This window comes from Methylocystis borbori (genome assembly GCF_036576025.1).
Taxonomy (GTDB): Bacteria; Pseudomonadota; Alphaproteobacteria; order Rhizobiales; family Beijerinckiaceae; genus Methylocystis; species Methylocystis borbori.
This window is the reverse complement of the sequence record NZ_JAZHYN010000031.1, coordinates 18,834-40,561: the sequence shown is the minus strand read 5'-3', so window position 1 is coordinate 40,561 and position 21,728 is coordinate 18,834. Positions and strand designations below refer to the sequence as shown.

The 21,728-nt window shown below is 61.3% G+C and carries 20 protein-coding genes and 1 pseudogene; 6 read left to right on the top strand and 15 right to left on the bottom strand.

All coding sequences use genetic code 11. The annotated features are described in order from the left end of the window. The 7 genes and pseudogenes from V3H18_RS11225 to nifA all read right to left on the bottom strand — a co-directional run. Window positions 1-163, bottom strand: a pseudogene (locus V3H18_RS11225) (nitrogenase cofactor biosynthesis protein NifB); the annotation flags it as partial. 458 nt (window positions 164-621) lie between these two features. Then, complete coding sequence (gene sufD / locus V3H18_RS11220) at window positions 622-1,944, bottom strand: Fe-S cluster assembly protein SufD (protein WP_332082132.1); 1,323 nt, start codon at window positions 1,942-1,944, stop codon at window positions 622-624. Between the two features lie 3 nt (window positions 1,945-1,947). After that, window positions 1,948-2,706 (bottom strand): Fe-S cluster assembly ATPase SufC, encoded by a 759-nt coding sequence (gene sufC / locus V3H18_RS11215; protein ID WP_332082131.1) that lies wholly within the window; start codon window positions 2,704-2,706, stop codon window positions 1,948-1,950. A gap of 80 nt (window positions 2,707-2,786) precedes the next feature. Continuing rightward, window positions 2,787-4,274, bottom strand: coding sequence for a Fe-S cluster assembly protein SufB (gene sufB / locus V3H18_RS11210; RefSeq protein WP_332082130.1), 1,488 nt, complete (start codon window positions 4,272-4,274; stop codon window positions 2,787-2,789). A 12-nt stretch (window positions 4,275-4,286) separates the two neighbouring features. Further along, the gene (locus V3H18_RS11205; RefSeq protein ID WP_332082129.1) at window positions 4,287-5,045 is read right to left on the bottom strand and encodes a 4Fe4S-binding leucine-rich repeat protein; all 759 of its coding nucleotides are present in this window, start codon (window positions 5,043-5,045) and stop codon (window positions 4,287-4,289) included. Further along, complete coding sequence (locus V3H18_RS11200; protein WP_014892091.1) at window positions 5,042-5,236, bottom strand: 4Fe-4S binding protein; 195 nt, start codon at window positions 5,234-5,236, stop codon at window positions 5,042-5,044. The genes V3H18_RS11205 and V3H18_RS11200 overlap by 4 nt, the downstream gene beginning before the upstream one ends. A gap of 305 nt (window positions 5,237-5,541) precedes the next feature. After that, window positions 5,542-7,323 (bottom strand): nif-specific transcriptional activator NifA, encoded by a 1,782-nt coding sequence (gene nifA, locus V3H18_RS11195; RefSeq protein ID WP_332082127.1) that lies wholly within the window; start codon window positions 7,321-7,323, stop codon window positions 5,542-5,544. A gap of 671 nt (window positions 7,324-7,994) precedes the next feature. Between nifA and ygfZ the strand changes: the two genes are divergently transcribed. Next, window positions 7,995-8,834, top strand: a complete 840-nt coding sequence (ygfZ, locus tag V3H18_RS11190) for a CAF17-like 4Fe-4S cluster assembly/insertion protein YgfZ (protein WP_332082126.1) — start codon at window positions 7,995-7,997, stop codon at window positions 8,832-8,834. 224 nt (window positions 8,835-9,058) lie between these two features. On the opposite strand, the gene grxD is transcribed toward ygfZ, so the two are convergent. Beyond that, window positions 9,059-9,385 carry a Grx4 family monothiol glutaredoxin gene (grxD, locus tag V3H18_RS11185; protein WP_332082125.1) on the bottom strand — a complete coding sequence of 109 codons (327 nt, stop codon included), beginning with the start codon at window positions 9,383-9,385 and terminating at the stop codon, window positions 9,059-9,061. Window positions 9,386-9,447: 62 nt separating this feature from the next. Next, the gene (locus V3H18_RS11180) at window positions 9,448-9,678 is read right to left on the bottom strand and encodes a BolA family protein (RefSeq protein ID WP_332082124.1); all 231 of its coding nucleotides are present in this window, start codon (window positions 9,676-9,678) and stop codon (window positions 9,448-9,450) included. Between the two features lie 244 nt (window positions 9,679-9,922). Here V3H18_RS11180 and V3H18_RS11175 point away from each other — a divergent pair, with 244 nt between their 5' ends. Further along, complete coding sequence (locus V3H18_RS11175; RefSeq protein WP_332082134.1) at window positions 9,923-10,231, top strand: hypothetical protein; 309 nt, start codon at window positions 9,923-9,925, stop codon at window positions 10,229-10,231. 387 nt (window positions 10,232-10,618) lie between these two features. Continuing rightward, window positions 10,619-11,236, top strand: a complete 618-nt coding sequence (locus V3H18_RS11170; RefSeq protein WP_332082133.1) for a glutathione S-transferase family protein — start codon at window positions 10,619-10,621, stop codon at window positions 11,234-11,236. Between the two features lie 180 nt (window positions 11,237-11,416). Here the strand turns inward: V3H18_RS11170 and V3H18_RS11165 are convergent, their stop codons facing one another. Both V3H18_RS11165 and V3H18_RS11160 read right to left on the bottom strand, forming a co-directional pair. Further along, window positions 11,417-11,626 carry a hypothetical protein gene (locus V3H18_RS11165; RefSeq protein WP_332082123.1) on the bottom strand — a complete coding sequence of 70 codons (210 nt, stop codon included), beginning with the start codon at window positions 11,624-11,626 and terminating at the stop codon, window positions 11,417-11,419. A gap of 30 nt (window positions 11,627-11,656) precedes the next feature. Then, window positions 11,657-12,622 carry a PDR/VanB family oxidoreductase gene (locus V3H18_RS11160; RefSeq protein WP_332082122.1) on the bottom strand — a complete coding sequence of 322 codons (966 nt, stop codon included), beginning with the start codon at window positions 12,620-12,622 and terminating at the stop codon, window positions 11,657-11,659. Window positions 12,623-13,012: 390 nt separating this feature from the next. Here V3H18_RS11160 and V3H18_RS11155 point away from each other — a divergent pair, with 390 nt between their 5' ends. The 3 genes from V3H18_RS11155 (at window position 13,013) to V3H18_RS11145 (ending at window position 17,998) form a co-directional block, all read left to right on the top strand. Continuing rightward, window positions 13,013-13,477 carry a MarR family winged helix-turn-helix transcriptional regulator gene (locus V3H18_RS11155; RefSeq protein WP_332082121.1) on the top strand — a complete coding sequence of 155 codons (465 nt, stop codon included), beginning with the start codon at window positions 13,013-13,015 and terminating at the stop codon, window positions 13,475-13,477. 61 nt (window positions 13,478-13,538) lie between these two features. Further along, window positions 13,539-16,718, top strand: a complete 3,180-nt coding sequence (locus tag V3H18_RS11150; protein ID WP_332082120.1) for an efflux RND transporter permease subunit — start codon at window positions 13,539-13,541, stop codon at window positions 16,716-16,718. Continuing rightward, complete coding sequence (locus V3H18_RS11145) at window positions 16,715-17,998, top strand: efflux RND transporter periplasmic adaptor subunit (protein WP_332082119.1); 1,284 nt, start codon at window positions 16,715-16,717, stop codon at window positions 17,996-17,998. The genes V3H18_RS11150 and V3H18_RS11145 overlap by 4 nt, the downstream gene beginning before the upstream one ends. A gap of 44 nt (window positions 17,999-18,042) precedes the next feature. On the opposite strand, the gene V3H18_RS11140 is transcribed toward V3H18_RS11145, so the two are convergent. The 4 genes from V3H18_RS11140 to V3H18_RS11125 all read right to left on the bottom strand — a co-directional run bounded on the left by V3H18_RS11140 (window position 18,043) and on the right by V3H18_RS11125 (window position 21,619). Beyond that, on the bottom strand, window positions 18,043-19,431 hold the full coding sequence (locus tag V3H18_RS11140; RefSeq protein WP_332082118.1) for a multicopper oxidase family protein: 1,389 nt from the start codon (window positions 19,429-19,431) through the stop codon (window positions 18,043-18,045). Beyond that, the gene (locus V3H18_RS11135; RefSeq protein WP_332082117.1) at window positions 19,428-20,882 is read right to left on the bottom strand and encodes a TolC family protein; all 1,455 of its coding nucleotides are present in this window, start codon (window positions 20,880-20,882) and stop codon (window positions 19,428-19,430) included. Before V3H18_RS11135 ends, V3H18_RS11140 begins: the two co-directional genes overlap by 4 nt. Beyond that, a complete protein-coding gene (locus V3H18_RS11130) occupies window positions 20,879-21,145 on the bottom strand; it encodes a hypothetical protein (RefSeq protein ID WP_332082116.1) in 267 nt (88 codons plus the stop codon). Before V3H18_RS11130 ends, V3H18_RS11135 begins: the two co-directional genes overlap by 4 nt. A gap of 66 nt (window positions 21,146-21,211) precedes the next feature. After that, window positions 21,212-21,619, bottom strand: coding sequence for a hypothetical protein (locus V3H18_RS11125; protein WP_332082115.1), 408 nt, complete (start codon window positions 21,617-21,619; stop codon window positions 21,212-21,214). Window positions 21,620-21,728 lie beyond the last annotated feature (109 nt).

The following is a 21,728-nucleotide window of genomic DNA, read 5'->3' as shown; positions in this document are numbered from 1 at the left end:
ATATGTCCGTCGGCAGATCCCCCTCGCCCGCCGCCGAGCCGCAGGACGCCTTCCCGCTGCCCCCAGACGTCCCGCACCCCTTGTGCTCCGCGATCTTCTCCATAATCCCGGCAAGAGCCTCAGTCGTTCCTTCGCTCCCACCCGCCGTGCCTATCGAATCCATGGCTTGATCCCTTCCGCGGTTTGGCGTCGTCTATGCGCCTCGTGACGCCATCTTGATCTCAAATCTGACGGGAGGGTCGCAACTCCTATGCCAACGCCGGCTTGGCAGAGAATACATTATATTATCAATTGGATAGATTGTTTCGGCGATTCTGGGCCTGGAACATTCGCGCGACGCGCGTCACATTCAAGCTGTTACAAATACAACATGACATTTCACAAATTCTGGAGCGGAACGGTAGGGGCGCTTCGACGCCCGCGCTCGATCGGCCTCGTCCAGGGCGCGGGGTTTTTGACGGCTCAAAGAAAGGATGTGTTTGGCGAGCCAAGAACGCTCGCCAGCCCGACCAATCGAACGCGAGGAATGAGTCGCGCCTAACCGTTTCGCCGAAGTCGGAAGCCGTTCAGCCTAGTCGCTGCGACCATTCGCCTCACTGCGACGCGGCCATCGCGGCGAAATCATTTCCGCTCATTAAGCTCGGCGACCAGGCTTGTCATATGATCCCTGACGCTGGAATGTTCTATTCCGTCGAGCGTTTCTCCGATGAAAGCCTCCACCAGAAGGCCTACGGCGTCTGCCTCGGCAATGCCGCGCGCCATCAGATAGAACTTCAGCTCCTGATCGAGCGCGCCAACCGTCGAGCCATGTCCGCATTGGACATCGTCGGCGAAAATCTCCAGTTCCGGCTTGCAGATCGCCTGAGCGGCGCCCGATAGCAGCAGCGCGCGCGCCATCATTCTCGCGTCGGTATGTTGCGCCGCCGGACGAACCCTTATCTTCCCCTGGAAGACGGCCTGGGAATCATCGTCGAGAACAGACTTGAAGAGGGCCTTGCTTTCCGACCCCTCGACCGCGTGATCGAGCAGCAACGTGCTGTCCGCATGTTCCTTGCCGGCGAGAATATTGGCGCCGCGCAGATTCGCCGCAGCGCCCCGCCCCTCAAGCTTCACGAATGTCTGGTTGCGCACCAGCGATCCGCCGATGGTCAGTGCGAAATCATTGAGGCGGGCGTTTTGCGCGAGCGTCGCGACGAGAGTCGAGACATGCAGCGCCTGATCTCCCTCGCGGCTGATTTTTATCCGCTCGACCCGCGCCTCTTCGCCGACGACCATTTCCGTCGCGGCGTTGACATGATAGTCGCACTGGTCCGCGCCTTCGAAACTTTCAATGAAGGTCGCGCGCGCGCCTTTCTCGACGACGACGAGCGAGCGCAGGAAATAAGTCGCGGGCTGCGTCGCATTGGCGACAAAGACAAAATGCAGCGGCCGCTCAATCGTCGCGCCCGGCCTGACGCGAACGACGACGCCTTCGCTCATGAAGGCGGTGTTCAAGGCGAAAGCGGAATCCTCTGCGGGATATATTTTGCCGAGATAGGAAGCGGCGAATGAATCTTGAGTCGCCAGCGCCTCGGAAAGAGAGCCTATGCTCAGTCCTTCCTCGATATCCTGCAGATCGGAAAGCTCCGGCGCGAAATAGCCGCCGACGAAAACGATGCGGCGAAAGCCCGTTTCCTTCAATAGCCCCGCTTCGCGGGCCAGCTCCTTCGCGGCCGGCTCCGGCGGCGTCGCGAGCGGCTTGACGTCCCGCATCAAGGAACGCAGGTCAGTGTATTTCCACGCCTCCTCGCGACGGCTCGGCAAGCCCTTCGCCTGAAAAGCCTCGAACGCCTCGGCGCAAAGGGAGGGGAGATTGTCTCCGCTTATGCGCCGGGCCGCGAAAAGCTCCACGAGCCCGGACTCTGCCTGGGTCGGCTGAAGCGGTTTCCGATTGTCGCCAGCCATCGCTCAGGCCGCTTCGCTCTGATATTGGGCGTAGCCTGTCGCCTCAAGTTCGAGCGCCAGCTCCTTGCCGCCCGTGCGCACGATGCGTCCGGCCGACTGAACGTGAACGACATCCGGCGTGATATAGTCGAGCAGCCTTTGATAATGGGTGATGACGATCATCCCGCGATCTTTCGAGCGCATCTGGTTCACGCCGCTCGCCACGACTTTCAGCGCGTCGATGTCGAGACCGGAATCGGTTTCGTCAAGAATGCAGAGCTTGGGCTCCAGCAGCATCATCTGCAAGGTTTCGGCGCGCTTCTTCTCGCCGCCGGAAAAACCGACATTGACCGCCCGACGCAGCATTTCGGGGTCCATGCCCAGAACCTTGGCGGCCTCGCGAATGCGCTTCAAAAGCTCCGGCGACGACAATTCCTCCTCGCCGCGCTTTTTTCGTTGCGAGTTGAGCGCGGCGCGCAGGAAGGTCATGGTGGGCACGCCGGGGACTTCGAGCGGATATTGAAAAGCGAGAAACAGTCCCGCCGCCGCGCGCTCGTCGACCGTCATTTCCGAAAGGTCGGCGCCGTTCAGCAACGCCTGCCCGCCGGTGATTTCATAGCCGGGCCGGCCGGAAAGCACATAGGAGAGCGTCGACTTGCCCGAGCCGTTCGGCCCCATGATCGCATGAATTTCGCCGGCGTTGACGACGAGATCGTAGCCATTGAGGATTTGCTTGCCCGAGATTTCGGCTCGCAGGTCTTTAATTTCCAACAGCGCTGTCATCAACACCTCTCCTAAATCCGACTTCTACCGCACGACGCGTTTTCTACGCCGAACCCGCGTTCGCTTCGGCGGAAAACGCTCTAACCGACGCTGCCCTCGAGGCTGACCGAAATCAGCTTCTGCGCCTCGACCGCGAACTCCATGGGCAATTGCTGCAACACGTCATGGACGAAGCCATTGACGACGAGCGCGATCGCATCTTCCTGCGAGAGTCCGCGTTGCATGCAGTAGAAGAGGACGTCTTCGGATATTTTTGACGTCGTCGCCTCATGTTCGAAAGTGCAAGAGGCGTTCTTCGCTTCCATATAGGGAACCGTGTGCGCGCTGCAGGCGTCGCCGATAAGAAGCGAGTCGCATTGCGTGAAGTTGCGGGCGCCATCGGCCTTGCGATGCGCCGAAACAAGGCCGCGATAGGCGTTGGACGACCGGCCGGCCGAGATGCCCTTGGAGATGATCCGGCTCGACGTTCCCTTGCCGAGATGAATCATCTTCGTGCCAGAATCCACTTGCTGACGGCCGTTCGAGATGGCGATCGAATAGAATTCGCCGCGGGAATTATCGCCGCGCAGGACGCAGCTCGGATATTTCCAGGTGATCGCCGAGCCGGTTTCTACTTGCGTCCAGCTGATCTTGGCGTTGGCGCCGCGGCAATCGCCGCGCTTGGTGACGAAATTATAGATGCCGCCGCGGCCCTCTTCGTCGCCCGGATACCAGTTCTGAACGGTCGAATATTTTATTTCCGCGTCGTCGAGCGCGACGAGCTCGACGACCGCCGCGTGAAGCTGGTTTTCGTCGCGCTTGGGCGCGGTGCAGCCTTCGAGATAGCTGACATAGGCGCCCTTGTCCGCGATGATCAGCGTGCGCTCGAACTGTCCCGTGTTCTTCTCATTGATTCTGAAATAGGTCGAAAGCTCCATCGGACAGCGCACGCCCGGCGGGATATAGACGAAGGAGCCGTCGGAAAACACCGCCGAATTCAGCGTCGCGAAATAATTGTCCGACGTCGGGACGACGGTGCCGAGATATTTCCGCACCAGCTCGGGATGTTCGCGCAGCGCCTCCGAGATCGGCATGAAGATCACGCCGACCTTGGCGAGCTCTTCCTTGAAGGTCGTCGCGACCGAAACGGAATCGAACACGGCGTCCACCGCCACGCGGCGGCCAGGCTCTTCATCGGGCCGCTGGACGCCGGCGAGAATTTCGCGCTCATGCAGGGGGATGCCGAGCTTTTCATAGGTGCGGAGCAGTTCGGGATCGACTTCGTCGAGCGACTTCGGGCCCGCCGTCGACTTCGGCGCGGCGTAATAATAAAGGTCCTGATAGTCGATCGCGGGATAATTCACGAGCGCCCAAGTCGGCTCGCTCATCGTCAGCCAGCGGCGATAGGCGTCGAGGCGCCAATCGAGCATCCACTCCGGCTCATTCTTCTTCGCGGAGATGAAGCGGATCACATCCTCGGAAAGCCCTTTGGGCGCCAGATCCGATTCGATGTCGGTGACAAATCCGTATTTATACTGATCGGCGCCGATACGGCGAACTTGTTCGACTGTCTCCTGCACCGCCGCCATTTTTATCTCCGTTCAACTCTTCTCAATTTCGCCAAGGCGGGTTCGAGCGACCTGCCGGACTTCGGGATCGGGATCGTCGCGCAGACGCATAAGCTCGCCAGGCAAACAGCGCTCGGCCACGATAAAGCGCACTCGCAGATCTTCATCGGCGGCGAGCAGGGCCAATTGCAGGGGCTCCAGACGCTCTGCAATTATCATGCGCACCCGCGGCTCCGGGTCGCCGCACATCGCGCCGAGCTTATTGAGCGCGATGCGCCTTGCGACCTCGCCGCGCACCTGCGGATCTTGGTCTCTCATAAGAAGCGGCAGCATGTCCGGCCCGGCGCGACGCGCGGCGATGAGGCGAACGCTGCTGTCGGCGTCATGCAGGCAGTGCACGAGCAATGCGCCCTCGACTCGATGCGCGAGCGCTCTGCGCACCTTCGGCTCGGGATCGCGCATCAGTTTTTCGCCAAGACGCAGCGGGAGCCGCTGCGCCGCCATCGCTCTCACATCGGGTTCTTCGTCCGCGAGAAGCCGGGGGAGCAAAAAGACATTGGCGTATTTCGCCGCCCCCACCCGCACCTCGGAATAGGGATGGTCGATATATTTGGGGGCCTCATCAGGATTCGCCGCGAAAAAACGATCGATGCGCCTGGCGCGCCTGTCGCGAACGCAAGCCTGCCCGATATCGCAAAGTCCCCGCGCCCGAATTTCCTGATGCGGGCAGTCGCGGCAGGACAGAAGCCTTCCCAGCCAATCGACTGCTTCCGTTCCCCCGCCCTGGGTCAAGCCGGCACGCAGGTATTCTCAACGGGGCAAACGACCGCGCATTGCGGCGTATCGAAATGCCCTTCGCATTCCGTGCACTTCTTCGGGTCGATGATATACATGTCGTTCTTGAGACGAATGGCGGCGTTGGGACATTCGAATTCGCACGCCCCGCACACCGTGCACTGGGAAGCGATAATCTTATAGGCCATGGCGCGATTCTCCAATTGAGTCATAGCTGGGCGCTGCAGCGCTTTTAATCAAATCGCGTGCCAATTGCCCCGCCGCTTTTTCGGGCACACGCCGCCTGTTCCAGCGCGTCGTTACGTATGGTTGTCGACAAAAATGTAGCAAAGGCGACATGGGAGTTTTGGCTTCGTTCGAAGCCGGAGCGCCATCGCTCAGGACGAACAAAGGCGGCGGAATATTTTCCCCGCCGCCGTGACGATCCGGTTGTCGAAGAGCGCTTCGCCCCGCGGCCTTTTGGCAAGAAGTTCACAAAGAGGGAAGCGGCCGCCTAGAGCCGCTTGATCTCGATATTATATTTCTTGAGCGCGTAATTGACCTGTCGCAGCGAGACGCCGAGCAGCCGGGCCGCCTTCGCCTGCACCCAGGCGGCGCGCTCCATGCCTTCGATCAGGCGCTCCTTCTCGATGATCTTTCGCGTGGACCTGTGCCTTCCATCGGCGTCGTCGCCGTCGAAATCGTCCAGCGCCGGCGGCGGAGGCGGTAACGCTCGCTCATGGTCGCGAAGCGCGGACGACGCCAATCCATTGCCGACATCCGGCGACGCTTCCCCGCCATTCGAACTGTGAAAGGCGCCATGCCCGCTTCCCGTCCAGAGCAAGGCGGAAAGACATTTGCCCGAGGCGCAGGCGAAGTCGGTGTCGAGGATCGTTTCGCTATGCGCCAAGGTCGCCGTGCGCCGTACGCAATTCTCAAGCTCGCGCACATTGCCGGGGAAATAGCAGCGCTGAAGCGTCTCGATCGCCGTCGACGAAAAGGCGCTGTTGCGATTGTTCTCGCTGTTGAAGCGGCTGAGAAAATTATGCGCGAGCAGGGAGACGTCGCCCGGACGCTCCCGCAACGGCGGCAAGAAGACCGGCACGACGCTGATGCGATAATAGAGATCGGCGCGGAACTCGCCTTTCGCGACGGCTTCCTCGAGATTCCTATTGGTCGCGAAGATCATTCGTACATTGACTTTGAGCGTCTTATTGCCGCCGACGCGCTCGAACTCGCCTTCCTGCAATACGCGCAGCAGCTTCACCTGAAAGGCCGCGGAAACTTCGCCGATCTCGTCGAGAAGCAGCGTTCCGCCATTAGCGAGTTCGAATCGTCCGGCGCGCTGCGCCACCGCGCCTGTGAAGGCGCCGCGCTCATGGCCGAAGAGCTCCGATTCCAGCACGCTTTCCGGCAACGCCGCGCAATTCAGCTTAATGAAGGGCTTTTCTTTTCTCGCCGACAATTCATGTATGGCGCGCGCGAAGACTTCCTTGCCCGTGCCGCTTTCGCCGCGCAGCAGGACGGTGGAATTGGAGCGCGCGACGATCGATATGGTGTCGAGCACTTCGCGGATCGCCGAGCTTTCGCCGATAATGCCCGCAACCTTCGGCCGCACGGATTGCATCCGTTCCGAAAGCTGCATATCGAGCGCCTTCTCCAGCACGCCGCGTTCGTTGAGCATGCGCTGGCGGTCAGCCGATAGCATCCGATGAAGTTTTACCGTCTGGCCCACGAGATTGGCGACCATGGTGAGAAACCGCACGTCGCTGTCGAAGGCGTAATTGGAAAGCCCGTCCCAGGCTCTGTTGATCGAAAGCGTGCCGATGACGCGATTGTCGCTTCGGATGGCGACGCCAAGAAAGGATACGCGGCCGCCGAGACTTTTCGCGATAATGTCCGAGGCGCCGGTGAAAAGCGGGTCGGAGGAGACATCCTCGACGATGACCGGCATCATCGTCGCGACGATGCGGTCTATTATTTTCGCCGGCAAGGTATTGATAGGCCGGCCCGGCGCCTGACTCGTCCAGCCGGACGTCGCGACAATCTCCGGATTTCCTTCCTGGTCGAGGATGACGATCATGCCGAGCTTCATGTCCATGAAGGAGCTCAACACGCTCACGACATTGCCGAGCGTCTCCTCGAGACGGGCGGGCGCCGTCAGGATTTTCGAGATTTCATAAATTCCGAGCAACGCCGTATCCGACGACGGCGCCTTTCTTCGCGCCGGACGCACGGTCAGCCCTCCCGACCCGCCGGCGACAATCTTTTGTTCTCGTTTCGCATCATCGGCCATGGCCGTCCTCCGCGCGAACAGTCACACGCAACTGCGACCGCGCATCCGCCTCTCGCATCTGCAAAAGCCTGTGTGGATTATGACATGAGGAGCACAAAATGTCGTGTGCATATTCAATGCCAATCGGCGAAACAAGGCCTAAATGCGCTGCACAATGATGAATTCAATAGCAGCCGCGCCATGCCCTAGAGATGAAGCAAAGATGTAGCTAATAAACAAAGGACAGAGACGCGCCATAGCCGTCCAAAAGTAATGAACGCCTATTATCGCTTATCTTGACCTAACTTATTCACTACTGTCCAGCCGACGCTTGCGGCGCGATCCAATTTAGATACGACGCGCGCGCGTCATCTCACCCACGCCAGTAGAACTCCGCAAGGTTTCACGCCTTCCGCTTGTATGGACAAAAAGCAAAAGACTGTCGCTTTCGCCGACATGGCGCCTCGACTCCCATCATTCAAGCGCCGCGCTCCTGCGACAGCATGGCGCAAGGGCGTGAAGAAAGACTTGCGTCCCTTTCCTAATCCTCCTTTGAATAGGGAGCGCGTCAAAACGAGAGCGCAGCCCCGCCGGCATTGTCGCCTCAGGGGCTCTATGGCGCCTGCTTTGCTTCCGCTCTGGCTCTGGAAGCCGATAAGGCGGGCGGACAATGCCGTCGGAGCGTTCAAAACATGTCGCACGCCATTTTACTGCCGGAACGGGGCGTCGTCGAAATCTCCGGTCCCGACGCGATTAGCTTTCTGCATAATCTCGTTACGAACGACATCCAGTCGCTCGCCGCGGGCGAGGCGCGCTTCGCCGCGCTGCTCACGCCTCAAGGCAAAATCCTTTGCGATTTTCTAGTGTTCAGAAGAGAGACGACGGAGGGGCCGCTCCTGCTGCTCGACTGCCCGCGTTCATTGGCGCCCGAACTTTTGCAGCGGCTCAACCGTTACCGGCTGCGGGCGAATGCGACGGTCGCCGACAAAAGCGACGCCTATGAAAGCCTCGCCTATATAGAAGAACAGACGCCGCAGCAGGAAAATCTGCTGACGCTGGCCCGCGATCCGCGTTCGCCGCTGATGGGCTGGCGCGCGATCGCACAGCGCGGGACGGTCGACGCGCCCGGCGACCATGCGTCCTATGACGAACATCGGATTAGCGCCGGCGTTCCCGACGGCGCGGTCGATTTCCCTTATGGCGACGCCTATCCTCACGAAACCAACATGGATCGCCTCTCCGGCCTCGACTTCAAGAAAGGCTGCTACGTCGGCCAGGAAGTCGTGTCCCGCATGCAGCATCGCACCGTGGTCAGGAAGCGCATCACGCCCTTCCGATTCGACGGCGAAACGCCGCCCGCAGCGGGCTCCGAGGTCATCGCCGGCGAGATCAAAATCGGCGTGACAGGTTCGCATTGGGGTAAGGAAGGCCTCGCCCTTATCCGCACCGATCGTCTCGAAGACGCGCTAGCCGCCGGCCAAAAGGCGCAAGCGGCAGGCGTTCCGCTCGAATTTTCCGTCGCCAAATCGTGAAGTGAAACGCGCGCGCTATCGCGTTCCGCGAATGCGCAAAAAAGGCTGAAGGCATATGCGCGGATCGGTCAATCGCGCATCGGCTTTCAGCCTTTGGATATTGTCTGTGCCGCGCCGCCGCCCGCATGCGAGCGGAAAAAGCGCGAAGGCGATATTATCACGCTCTGGCGGAAACACCGCGTGTTTCCGCCCAAGAATGATCTCGCCTTTGCCGTGACGTCGTCTTACTGGGCGGCGGCGCTTCCCTTGCCGAGCAGCGCGGCCAATTCGCCCGACTGGAACATTTCGCGCGTGATGTCGCAGCCGCCGATGAACTCGCTCTTGACGTAGAGCTGCGGAATGGTCGGCCAGCTTGAATAGGCCTTGACGCCTTCGCGGATTTCGCCGTCGGCCAGCACATTCACCGCTTTATAGGGAACGCCGAGCTGATTCAGCATTTGAACGACCTGCATCGAAAATCCGCATTGCGGAGCCTGAGGCGTTCCCTTCATGAACAGGACGACGTCATCCTCGGCGATCAGTTTCTTGATGCGCTCGATCGTGTCGGACATGTCTTAAACTCCAGAGCAGAATTTGAAGTCGCGCCCCTTAAGGGCATGGAAGAAAGAAGCCGTCAGGGCGCTTGCGTCTTGAGCGCGAGCGCGTGCAGCTCTCCGCCCAATCTGTCGCCAAAGGCGGCGTTCACCAGCTGGTGCTGACGCACGCGGCTGAGACCGGAGAAAGCGGCGGAGGTCACGGTCGCGGCCCAATGGTCGTTGTCATCCGCGAGCGCCGTCAACTCCACCACAGCGTCCGGCAGAGCGGTTTTGATGATCCGCTCGATCTCCTGGGCAGGCATCGGCATGTTTATTCCCCTATGGCGTCGACGCTCATTTGCAACAGGCAATTCGCAAGCGGCTGTCCCTGCGCGTCTCACGCTTCTTTTAGCAATAAAGGCGCCCAAAGCCTCCGACGCTTCGCAATGCGACAATCTTTCAAGCCGCGGAGAGCCGCCGGGCCTTGACCGCGAAAAAAAAATATCGCTAGCATCCGGCGCCGCGACGCGCGGAAAATCACGTCAAAACATGAAAAAATGCGAAGGGCGGAAAATGATACGCGAGTTTAAATATAAGGGCGAAACCTTCCGAGTGAATGCGCATGGCATTCCAGGTCACGAGGAAGTGTTCATCATTCACCTCGTCGACGGCGAGGAAGAGGGAGAAATCTCCATCGATCGCATGACCGAGGAGAACGACACTAGCGCGCCGATCGACGCAATTTGTGTGATGCTGTGCGACAAATTGATCGCGGAACAAGGCGTTGAATGCCAGGATCCGCATGGCGAATTTACCTGGGTCGAAGGAAAGCGCGTCTGGGAAGTGCCGCCGAGCACGCCCATCGAGGAAGCCGCGGATTGAATTTTCGACGCCGGAAGAGGTGCAGGCGGCCGACAGGCCATTGTTGGCCGCCGTCACGACTGGAATATTGAATTTCTTGAATTGAGGCTTTCAAGCCCCGCGCCGGGGGCGCTCTTTCGCCTTTCTTCAAGCGCCGATCGGCGACTGCCGCGCGCCTACTGGCCCCATGCTTGGCCGCAATTGCTAAGTTTATGACATATTAGCTCGGCATGCGTCGCCATCGCGCAGCAGAGACGTCCCCATCCCCGCAACAGGCGCCTCGGAGCGCTCTCGCGCCGCACGCATGCAAGAAGCGCGGTCGTTCGATCGCTGCGTAAGATCATGGCGCCTCTATTGCCAAAGATTGTCGCGGCGCGCTGGCCGTCCGACAAACGAGGCGCAAGAGTGATGAAATTTTATATGACGCCCGGCTCCTGCTCCACGGGCATTCATATTTTGCTCGAAGAGATCGGCCTCATTTTCGAAGCGCATATCGTCAATCTCGTAAAGGGCGATCACCTCAAGCCGGAATATCTGGCGATCAATCCGAACGGCTCCATTCCCACGCTTCTGCGCGACGACGGAACCGCGCTGACCAGTTTTACCGCCATCGCGATATGGCTCGCGACCGCCTATCCGCGCCGCAAGCTCCTGCCGGAAGACGAAGCCGCGAAACAGTCGGCTTTGGAGATGATGCATTTTTGCGTCGATCATATTCACGGCGACGGCTTCCGGCGCGTCTTCACCCCGGAACGCTATGCGACGTCTAAAACGCCGATCGAAGCCGTTCAGGCCGAAGGACGAAAGATCGTCGCCGCAGCCTTGCAGACGGTGAATGACGAATGCCTGGGGCGCGACTATGTCGCCGGAACTTTCTCGATCGCCGACGCGTCGCTTTTTTACGTCGAGTTTTGGGCCGACAAAATATCCATGGAGTTGCCGCCCTACTGCCGCGCGCATTACGAGCGTATGAAGACGCGCCCCGCCGTTCGCCAAGTGCTCGCTGAAGAAGGCTATCGAATATAGCGTGGACGACGCCGATGCGCGGCGTCGCTTTCGCTGCACGGACCTCATTCCCGACGCGCACATTGCGCGCGATCGGGAATCCGGAACAACATCCAAGATGCTTATTACGACTCTGAATTCCCGGTCAGGCCGTCGGCCCGCCGGGAACGACGTGCGGCATCCGCTTCGCCGGAAAACGCCCTAATGAGCCTTGCGGCTTGGAAGCGCCAATTGCTTGTCGGTTGTCAGCGCTTCCACCTTCTCCATGATCGACAGCCAGGCTTTCTGCGCGTCGACCTTGCCGCCTGATTCGAAGCTCTGCGCCATTTGCGCGGCGAAGCCGACGCCCTCCTCGCCATATTGCTCGGCGATGATCCAGGCCGCGCGCCAAATGTCAGTTTGAGTCGCCATCGCTCGCCTCGCAATGCCGTCGAGAGTCCGTCACAAATCCAGCACGAGCAGATCGCCCTTCGCGCGGGAGACGCAGGCGAGGAAATATCCCTCTTTCCGCTGCTCCTCGCTGAGACGCTTGTCGCGATGGTCAATCTCGCCTTCCAGCACCTTGACCTTGCAGGTTCCGCACATGCCCTGTTCGCAGGAAGTGGGGATCTTGATTCCGTTTTCTTCCAGGAAGGCGCTGACCGTCTTGTCGCCGGGGATCTTGAAGACCTTGCCAGAGCTCGCGATCTTGACCTCGAACACTTTGTCGAGCGCCGCCGCGGCGACCTTCGCGGTGAAACGCTCGACATGAATGCGCTCTTCCGCCCAGCCCTTCTGTTTCGCCAAATTGACGAGCGGATCCATCCACCAGTCGGCGCCGCAGATGAAGAGCTGCGTATCCTCCGGCTGGCTTGTCAAAATCGAGGCGGGGTCGAGGAGCTGATTGTCTTCCGTCGCCTCGCGATAGAATTTCGTGTTCTCGGCGAATTTCGATTCCGAGATCATCGTGTCGAAAGAGCCGGGGGACATCAGCGCGTACACATAATGAAGCTCGAAGGGAATGTTCTGCGCCTTCAGATAATCGGCGATGCTGAGGATCGGCGTCACGCCGATGCCACGCGCGATGAGAAGAGCGTGTTTGGTGTTGCGCGGCACGCGAAACCTGTTCCGCGGCGGGCTGACCTGCAGCGTGTCGCCGATATTCACCGACTCATGCATCGCGACCGAGCCGCCGCGGCTGTTGGCGTCCTTCCAGACGCCGATGACGTAGCGATTGCGCTCCGAGGAGCTGTTGCACAGCGAATATTGTCGAACGAGTCCGCCGGGAAGCGCCACATCAATATGGGAGCCGGCCGAGAAAGCGGGGAGCTCCGCGCCATTCGGGTCAGCCAGCTCGAACAAAACCATATTGTGCGCCTCAACGGCCTTCTTGACCACAACGACGGGGAGGAGGGCGTCGTCACTCATTTGAATCCTCATTCATGTATTGGCCATCTGCCTGCGTGTTTGGAACGAGACGCAAGTAAGGGGCCACCCGCCCGCCCGAGCGCCAGCTTCGGAGAAAGTCCGGATGCGCGCATGCGACATTGAGCCGCAAAGCAACAGCGCCGAGCGCGATGGGGCCCTAGCCCAAATTTCTGAAATGCCATTAAAACCCGATGCTTTGACTGGTTTATTTGGTGTAAGGCGCGCATCCTCGGCGTGCTTGATCAGCGGCCAGACGGAGCGTAAGCTGAACAAATTCAATAAGGCTATAGACGGAATTTGCTCGGCCCGCCGGCCGCCCCATATTGATATTTCATACGCAAACGCTTAATAAGCATGCTTATTAATAGCATGCCTAAAGAAGGTGGGCTTATGTCTTCCGTTCCGCCCCACACGCTTTGCTTCCTGCTCAATGACGCCGCGCGCCTGTTGCGTAAGCGCTTCGAGCAGAAGGCGCGCAATTTCGGGCTGACCCGCGCCCAATGGCAGGCGCTGGCCTATCTTTCGCGCAATGAGGGCGTCAGCCAGGGCGCGCTCGCCGAATTGCTCGACATCGAGCCGATTACCCTGGGGCGCACCATCGATCGGCTGGAAGCCCAGCAACTCGTCGAACGCCGGCCGCATGAACGCGACCGCCGCATCTGGCGGCTCTATTTGCGCGACGCCGCCCGCCCCCTGCTCGAAGCGATCAAGCCCATCGCCGAGGAGACGCGTCTCGAAGCCTTCGCTGGCGTGGCCGAGGCGGATCGGGAGACGGTGATGCGGGCGCTCGAAACGATGCGCCTCAATTTGATCGAGGCGAGCAGCGCGCCGGCTCGGGACCGCGAGCGAGCGTGATCGACGCCAGGGAGCGCAAGCAGCGAATGACGCGGCCGGATTGACCAAGGTCGAGAGCAAGATGGAACTGGTCAAATATGCATTGAAGTTCAGGCTGACGTTTTACGTCCTCGCCGTTCTCGTGACGTTTCTTGGCGGCGCGGCGATCGTCTCGATGCCCAAAGACGTGTTCCCCAACGTCGACATTCCCGTCGTGACGGTGATCTGGACCTATACCGGCCTCTCCACCTACGAAATGGAGAAGCGCGTCGCGACCTACGCCGAGATTACGACCTCCAACAATGTGAACGGCATCAAGAATATGGAGAGCCAGACGCTGCAAGGCGTCACGGTGCAGAAAATCTATTTCCAGCCCGATGTGAACATTGACCTTGCGATCGCGCAGATGGTCGCCGCCTCCAATTCGATCCGCGCGGTGATGCCGCCCGGGATCAATCCGCCGACCATCCTGAGATATTCCGCCTCCCAGGTGCCCGTCATGCAGCTCGCCCTGTCGAGCAAGAGCCAGAACGAACAGCAGCTCTTCGACATGGGCATGTATAAGGTGCGTCAGGCGCTGACGACGACGCCCGGCGCCACGCTGCCGACGCCCTGGGGCGGCAAGCAGCGCCAGATCATGGTCGATCTCGACATGGAGGCGCTGCAGGCGCGCGGCCTCACGGCCCTCGACATCGTCAACGCCGTTTCGGCGCAAAACGTCACGGTTCCGTCCGGGCGCGTGAAGGTCGGGTCGCTTCAATATGTCATCCGGCTGAATTCTTCGCCCGACGCCATTGAGACCCTCAACGACATTCCCGTCCAGTCCAATGGCGTCGCGCCGGTGCTGCTGCGCGACGTGGCGCAGGTGCGCGACGGCAGTCCGCCCCAGCAGAATATCGTTCGGGTCAACGGCGCGAGAGCGGTGCTGCTCACCATTCTCAAAAATGGCAACGCCTCGACGCTCAATGTCGTCGAAAACGTCAAGAAGGCGATGAAGCAGTTTCGCGGCGTCATTCCAAGCGACACCAGGGTCGACGAACTCTTCGACCAGTCGGTGTTCGTTTCGAACGCCATATCGTCGGTTCTGCATGAAGGCATGATCGCGGCAGCCCTCACGGGCCTCATGATCCTGCTGTTCCTCGGCTCCTGGCGCTCGACGCTGATCGTGATCGTCTCGATTCCGCTGTCCATTCTCTCCTCGCTCGCGATCCTCGCCGCTCTCGGCCAGACCATCAACATCATGACGCTCGGCGGGCTCGCGCTCGCGGTCGGCATTCTGGTCGACGACGCGACGGTCGCGATCGAAAACGCCTATCGACTCTTCGAGGAAGGAAAGGACTTCCGTCACGCCGTGGCCGAAGGCGCCGCGGGCATCGCCAAACCGGCGCTGATTTCGACGCTCGCCATCTGCGCCGCCTTCATTTCCGTGCTCTTCCTCACCGATGTCGCGCGCTATCTCTTCACGCCGCAGGCCTTCGCGGTGGTCTTCGCCATGCTCGCGTCCTATCTCATTTCGCGGACGCTGGTGCCGATTCTCATGGACGAACTCCTCGCGAGCGAAAAACACGGGGCGGAGCGGGAAAAGGCGCCGCCCGCGGGCGCCTTCGCCCTGTTAGATCGCATACAGCGCGGTTTCGAACGGCGCTTTGAAGCCATGAAGGCGCAATATCATCTCCTGCTCGCGGGAACCTTGCGCCACAAGAAGCGCGTCGGCGTTTTTGTCGCCGCGCTCTTCTGCGTTACCGGCCTTCTCTTTGTCTTCGTGGGAGAGGATTACTATCCGCAGATCGACTCCGGCCAGATGACCCTGCATGTGCGCGCGCGTCCGGGCTTGCGCATCGAGGATACGGAGCGTCTCTTCCAGCAGGTTGAGGACGTTATCCGCGAAGTCATTCCCGAAGGCGACCGCGAGCTCATCATCGACAATATCGGCCTGCCGCAGATCAACTACAATCTCGCCTTCAGCGACGGCTCCACCGTCGCCTATTACGACGGCCAGATCATGGTCTCGCTGGCGGAGGGACATGCGCCGACCGAGACCTATATGAAGCGGCTGCGGCAGGTCCTCGCGCAGCGCTTTCCCGAAAGCGTCTTCTATTTCCAGCCATCCGATATCGTCACGCAGATCCTCAACTTCGGACTGCCGGCGCCGATCGCCGTGCGCGTTCTCGGCTCCGACGTGAAGCAGAACCAGATTGTCGCGGGCAAGCTCCTCGAGCGGATGAAGGGCGTGAAGGGCGTCGTCGACGCGCATATTCACCAAATTCTCGACGGCCCGGAATTCTTCATGGAGGTGGACCGTTGGCGGGCCCAGCTCCTTGGCGTCAACGCGCAACAGATCGCGGCCAATGTCAATGTCGCCCTGAGTTCATCCTTCCAGGTGACGCCGAATTTCTGGATGGACCCGAAATCGGGCATTCCCTATCAGGTGTCCGTGCAAACGCCGGAATATCGGTTCGCTTCGCTCAACGCCTTCAACAATACGCCCGTCTCGCCCGCGAATGGCGTCGCATCGAGCGTCGATCTTCTCACCAATGTCGCGAGCCTGACGCGGGACGTCGAGCAGTCCGTCGTCAATCACCTCAACACGCAGATGGCCTACGACATTTACGCCAATCTGCAGGATCGCGATCTCGCCGGCGTCGAGGCCGACATTAAGAAGATCATCGCCGAGATTGAGCCGCAACTCGCGCCCGGCAACCGCATCGTCATCCGCGGCCAGATCGAGAGCAAGAACGAGGCGTTCGGGCGCATCGGCCTTGGCCTGCTCGCCGCGATCATCTTCGTCTATCTGCTGATGGTGGTGAATTTCCAGGATTGGGGCGATCCGTTCGTCGTCATTCTCGCGCTGCCCATCGCCTTCTGCGGCATCGTCTTCGGACTTTTCGTCACCGGCACGACCTTTTCAATTCCGTCGCTCATGGGCGCCATCATGTCCGTCGGCGTCGCCTCCGCCAATTCGATCCTGCTCGTGACTTTCGCGCGGGAACATCGGGAAACGACCGGATGTTCCTCCGAGGAGGCGGCGATCCAGGCGGGGCTGACGCGAATCCGGCCGGTGCTGATGACGGCCGCGGCGATGTTCGTCGGCCTTCTGCCGATGTCGCTTGGCCTTGGCGACGGCTCTGAACAGAACGCCGCCTTGGCCCGCGCGGTCATGGGCGGCATTTCCTTTGGCACCTGCTCGACGCTGCTGTTCGTGCCGTTTCTTTACGCCATCCTACGTCGCGGCGACGTGAAGCCGCTAAAGGATTATCTATGAACCACTCATCGCCCTCCAGCCAATTCGAGCCGGCGTCGAGGATCGGGACGCAGGAAGATCGCGCTCCTGCGCTCAACAAGCGGCCTTTTCTCATCGGCGCCGCCCTTCTCGCGGTCGTCTTGGCCATTGGCGTGATCCGGCACGTCTGGCGCAGCTACGAAGCCGCCGCCTTCCGGCACATGCAGGAAACCGCCGTCCCCTTCGTCCGAACGGCGAAGGTCGTGCGAGAGGATGGTCCCGTAGAAATCGAATTGCCCGGCCAGGTCCTGGCCATTAATCAGGCGCGGCTTTTCGCCCGGGCGACGGGTTATATCGCCGAACGCCGCGTCGACATCGGCTCCAGAGTGAAGCAAGGCGATCTCCTCGCCCGCATCGCCGCGCCGGAGCTCGATCAACAATATGCCCAGGCCAAGGCGCAACTGGTTTTATCGAAGGCGCAGGCCGAGCAAGCCGTCGCCCAGGTCGAGCAGACGCGCGCCAGTCTCGATCTCGCCCAGCGCACCCATGCGCGGACCGCGACGCTGGCGAAGCAGAAATTCGAAAGCAAGCAGAACGACGACGTCGCGCGCGCGAATGTCGAGACTCAGGCGGCCAATCTCGTAGCGGCGCAAGCGGGCGTCGACGTGGCGCAGGCCAATATCGCCGCGCAGCAGGCGACGGTCGACCGGCTGAAGGAGCTCGTCGACTTCGAGTCCGTGCTTGCGCCGTTCGACGGCGTGGTGACGGCGCGCAATGTCGAAATGGGCGATCTCGTTACGGCCGACGCCGGCGGCCCGACGCCGCTCTTCTCCATGGCCCGCGACGACATATTGAGGGTTCAGGTCGCGGTGCCGCAAGCGCAGGCGATCGGCCTTGTCGACGGATTGGACGCCTGGATCATCGTGCCCGAAGAGCCCGGCAAGATTTTCAAAGGCTATGTCGCGCGCAACGCCTCCGCGCTCGATCAGGCCACCCGTACCCTGCTCGTCGAAGTCGAAGTCGCCAACCAGAGCGGCGATTTGCGGCCGGGTCTCTTTACGCGCGTGCGGCTCGACATTCCGCGCGCGCAGCCCTCGGTGATGACGCCGGGCACGGCGATCTTTTTCCGCGATAACGGGCCGCAGGTGGCGACGGTCGGAAAGGACGACATCGTTCAGCTCAGGTCGGTCGCGATCGCGCGCGACTTCGGCGTGACGGTCGAGATCAAGGACGGACTGGCCGGCGACGAGACGGTCATTCTCGATCCGCCGGCCGATATTCGCGACGGCAAGAAAGTCGCAGTCAAACCGCCGGCCGACTGATCGCGCGCAACTCGCGCATCTCAAATTAGGCGGGCGCCCCGGCGTCAATGATGATGCTCATGGCCGCCATGCGGCGCGGCCGGCGTCGCATCCTGCGCCGGAGCGACATCGATCGGCGCCGCTTCCGCGTCATGCGCGACCGTGCCGGGCGGATGCCTATATCGGCCGGGGTCGCGATAATCATTTGCGGCGAGGTCCTCGCGGATTTTAATGAGGCTGAACATGCCGCCCATTTCGGCCGGCCCGAAAGCGCCCTCGCCCGTCATCATCGGCAATGTGTTTTGCGGCAGCGGCATTTTCATCGCGGACATATCCGCCATGCCCGTCGCGCCCATTGGCATATAGCCGGGCGCGAGTTTGCGTATGGCTTTCGCCAGACGCGCATCGGCTTTCACGCCGATGAAATTTTGCAAATCGTGCCCCATCGCGTTCATCGTGTGATGCGACTTATGGCAATGGATCGGCCAATCGCCGGGATAGGCGGCGTCGAATTCAATGGCGCGGGTGACGCCGACCGGAACGTCCGTCGTCGACTCGGGGATGCGCGCCATCTCTTGAATCCAACCCCCGTCCGTGCCCGTCACCGAGAAATGATGGCCATGCGCATGGATCGGATGGTTCGTCATCGTCAGATTGGCCATGCGAATGCGCAGGCGCTCGCCGATACGCGCGACTATCGGATCGATGCCGGGGAAAACCCGGCTATTCCAGCTCCATATGTTGAAGTCGGTCATTTCCGAGACGCGCGGCATATAGGTTCCCGGCTCGAAGCGATAGGCGCTCATCATGAAGGCGTAGTCGCGATCGGCATGGCGCTCGTGCGGATTGCGCGGATGAACGATGAACATGCCCATCATCCCCATCGCCATCTGAACCATCTCGTCGGAATGCGGATGATACATGAAGGTCCCGCTTTCCTTGAGCTGGAACTCATAGACGAAAGTGCGGCCCGGCGGGATGTGCGACTGCGTGACGCCGCCGACGCCGTCCATGCCAGCCGGCAACAGCATGCCGTGCCAATGAATGGCGGTATGTTCGGGGAGTTTGTTGGTGACGAAGATGCGGAGCTTCTCGCCTTCCACCGCCTCGATCGTCGGGCCCGGCGATTGGCCGTTATAGCCCCACAGCCGCGCCTTCATGCCGGGCGCGATCTCGCGCTCGACGGGTTCGGCGACAAGATGGAACTCCTTCCAGTCGCCAGCCATGCGAAACGGCAGGGACCATCCATTGAGCGTCACGACCGGCCGATAGTCGGGGCCGCTCGAAGGAAAGAGCGGCGGCTGCGTCGCCGCCGTCATTGAGCGAACCGCTTCGGGAATCGCCGCCGCCTGCGCGCGCCCGCTGACGAGGCCGACGCTCGCGCAGGCGAGCGACGACGCCAGAAATCCCCTGCGGGACATGAGCGGCGGCGCCGGACGATGAATCGATCTCATGGGCGCTCTCCTTCCGCCTCGGAATTCATTCCCACGACCGGCGCCGCGCCGAGCGCTTCGGCCGGGCCCGAAATCGCCGCGCGCAAATCCGTCTCCGCGATCCAGTAATCGCGCTTCGCTTCGATCGCCGCCGCCTCGAGCAGCGCGCGCTTGCGGGCGTTTTCGAGCAAGGGAAACACGTCGACCAGCATGCCGTTGTAACGGCGCAGCGTCTCTTCCGAGACGATCGTCTGCAAAGCGAGAATTTCGCGCTTGCGGAATTGCGCGATCTCATGCGCGTAGCGATAGGTCCGATAGGACTGACGCGCCTGCGAGCGGGCCTCGACAGCTTTTTGGGTAAGCGCGTTCACGGCGCCGCGCCAGGTTTGCTCGCCTTCCCGCACGCGCGTTTCGCCAAAATCGAAGATCGGGATTTCAAGCGCCGCCCCGCCGCCGGCGAAGCGGAAACGCGTCGTTTCGGTCCGGCCAGTTTCAGGATTGATGGGGCTCTCGGACTTAATCATCGCTCCGCCCGACAGTTCAAAAAGATTGACGAAGCGCGTCGCCTCGATGAGGCCGAGCGTCTTCGCCAGCGCGCGAATCTCGGCATGCGCGATCTGCAAATCGACGCGGCGGCCGACGGCCTCCTCTTCGATATGCGGCAGGTTGCGCGGGCGTTGCGGCGGCGCCGACAGCGCATTCGGTAAAAGAAAATCGAGCTCTTTTCCCCAAAGTCCCAGAGCGCGCGCCAGGCGCTCGCGCTCATTGCTTGCGAGGAGCCGCGCGCTCGCCAGCCGCGTCGCGACTTCGGCGGAGGAAAGCTGATCCTTCGCCTGATCGAGACGGTTCATCGCGCCGGTTTCGCCGAGCCGGCGCGCCGTCGCCGCGACCGCGTCGGCGGAACGGCTCGCTTCGGCAAGCGAGCCCATAAGCTCTCGCGCCGCGACGGCCCTCAGAAAAGCGCGGCGCGCCGCATAGCCGAGGCGCAATGTTTCGGCGGCGGCGTCATATTGCGCGGCGCGAAACCTGTCGTCGGCGATCTCCGCGCGCGCGGGCAGAGTCGCCAGCGCCAGAATATTGGCGACGACGGCGCCTTCCATCTCATAGCCCAACGGCCCGGCGAGACGCGAAAAGGCGATGGTCGGATTGGGCGGCAGCTTCTCCCGCGTCATGATCGCTTCGGCGACGCCCAGACGATTGAAAGCGGCTTGCAGCCCGCGATTGTTCAAGAGCGCGATTTCGACGGCGGAATCGGCGGTAAGCGGATGTTTCAACAAAAGCTCGACGCGCGACTTCACGAAGGCGTCGTCGGCCTCGCTTCGCAGCGCGACGAAGTCTTTCCCGAATTCGCGCCGTGCAGCCTCGGTCGCGACATGCGTCCCGCCATCGGGAGCAAATGTCGCGCAAGAGGCAAGCAGCAGGCTCAGCCCGCCCGTCGTCGCCAGGCGCGTCAGGAATGCGGGGGAGATCATCGCGCCTCATCCGTTCTCGTCGGCCCTTCTTGCTTCCATGGAGTCGTCGGTTCGACCGGCCGACGGGACGCATAGGGCTGAAGAAGGGAACGCGCTTTCAGAGCGCGCGTCGGCGCCGCCGGCTCGACGGGATTGGGTCCGACGAGCGGCGGCGTTCTCGGCGCGCAGGCGGCAAGAAGCAGCGCAAGCGCCGTCAGTCCCGACGCCTTGGCGCCGCGCGAGCGCCCAAGACCGGGGGCCGGCGCATAAAAATAGGGAGGCATGAGCCAATCCTCATCGCGTCGCAGGATTGCGCCGCGCGCAGGCTCTCGCCGCGCGTCGACGGGTTCTCAGAGCGCGATGAAGGATCGAGGCGGGCGCGACAGGCGCGTGGGCGGCTGGCTGAGGAGACTTGCGCCGCAATCTTGAAAAACGGCGGCGATGGCGATCAGGCGCGGCGAGAGAGGCCCTACCTCGCTCACGATCGCCGAGCAGAATTGACAAGCGAAATCCGAGTGGCCCCCCACGACGCCCTGGTCGTTCTGCGTCGTATGGCTGGCCGAATGCCCATGCGCGGCCGTTTTATGCGCGGCTGCGAAGGTCTTGACGACGGCGCCGCTCAAATCATGGCGGTGACAGGGGTTTCCGGGGAGCTCATGCGCAAAAGCCGTGGAAGCGCCGGCGGCGAAAAGCAGATAAAGGCAGGCGAGCGCAAGCGCGACGACCGAGCGGAAGCTGCGATTGTGTCGGCTCGACATGATGGTTCGCGCATCCCCGATTTTGCGAATTGCCCGGCCTTCTCGCGTAAAATCCCGGGCGCGCCATTGTAGATTTTCGATTGTGTTGAAAAAGTGACTGGCGATTTCG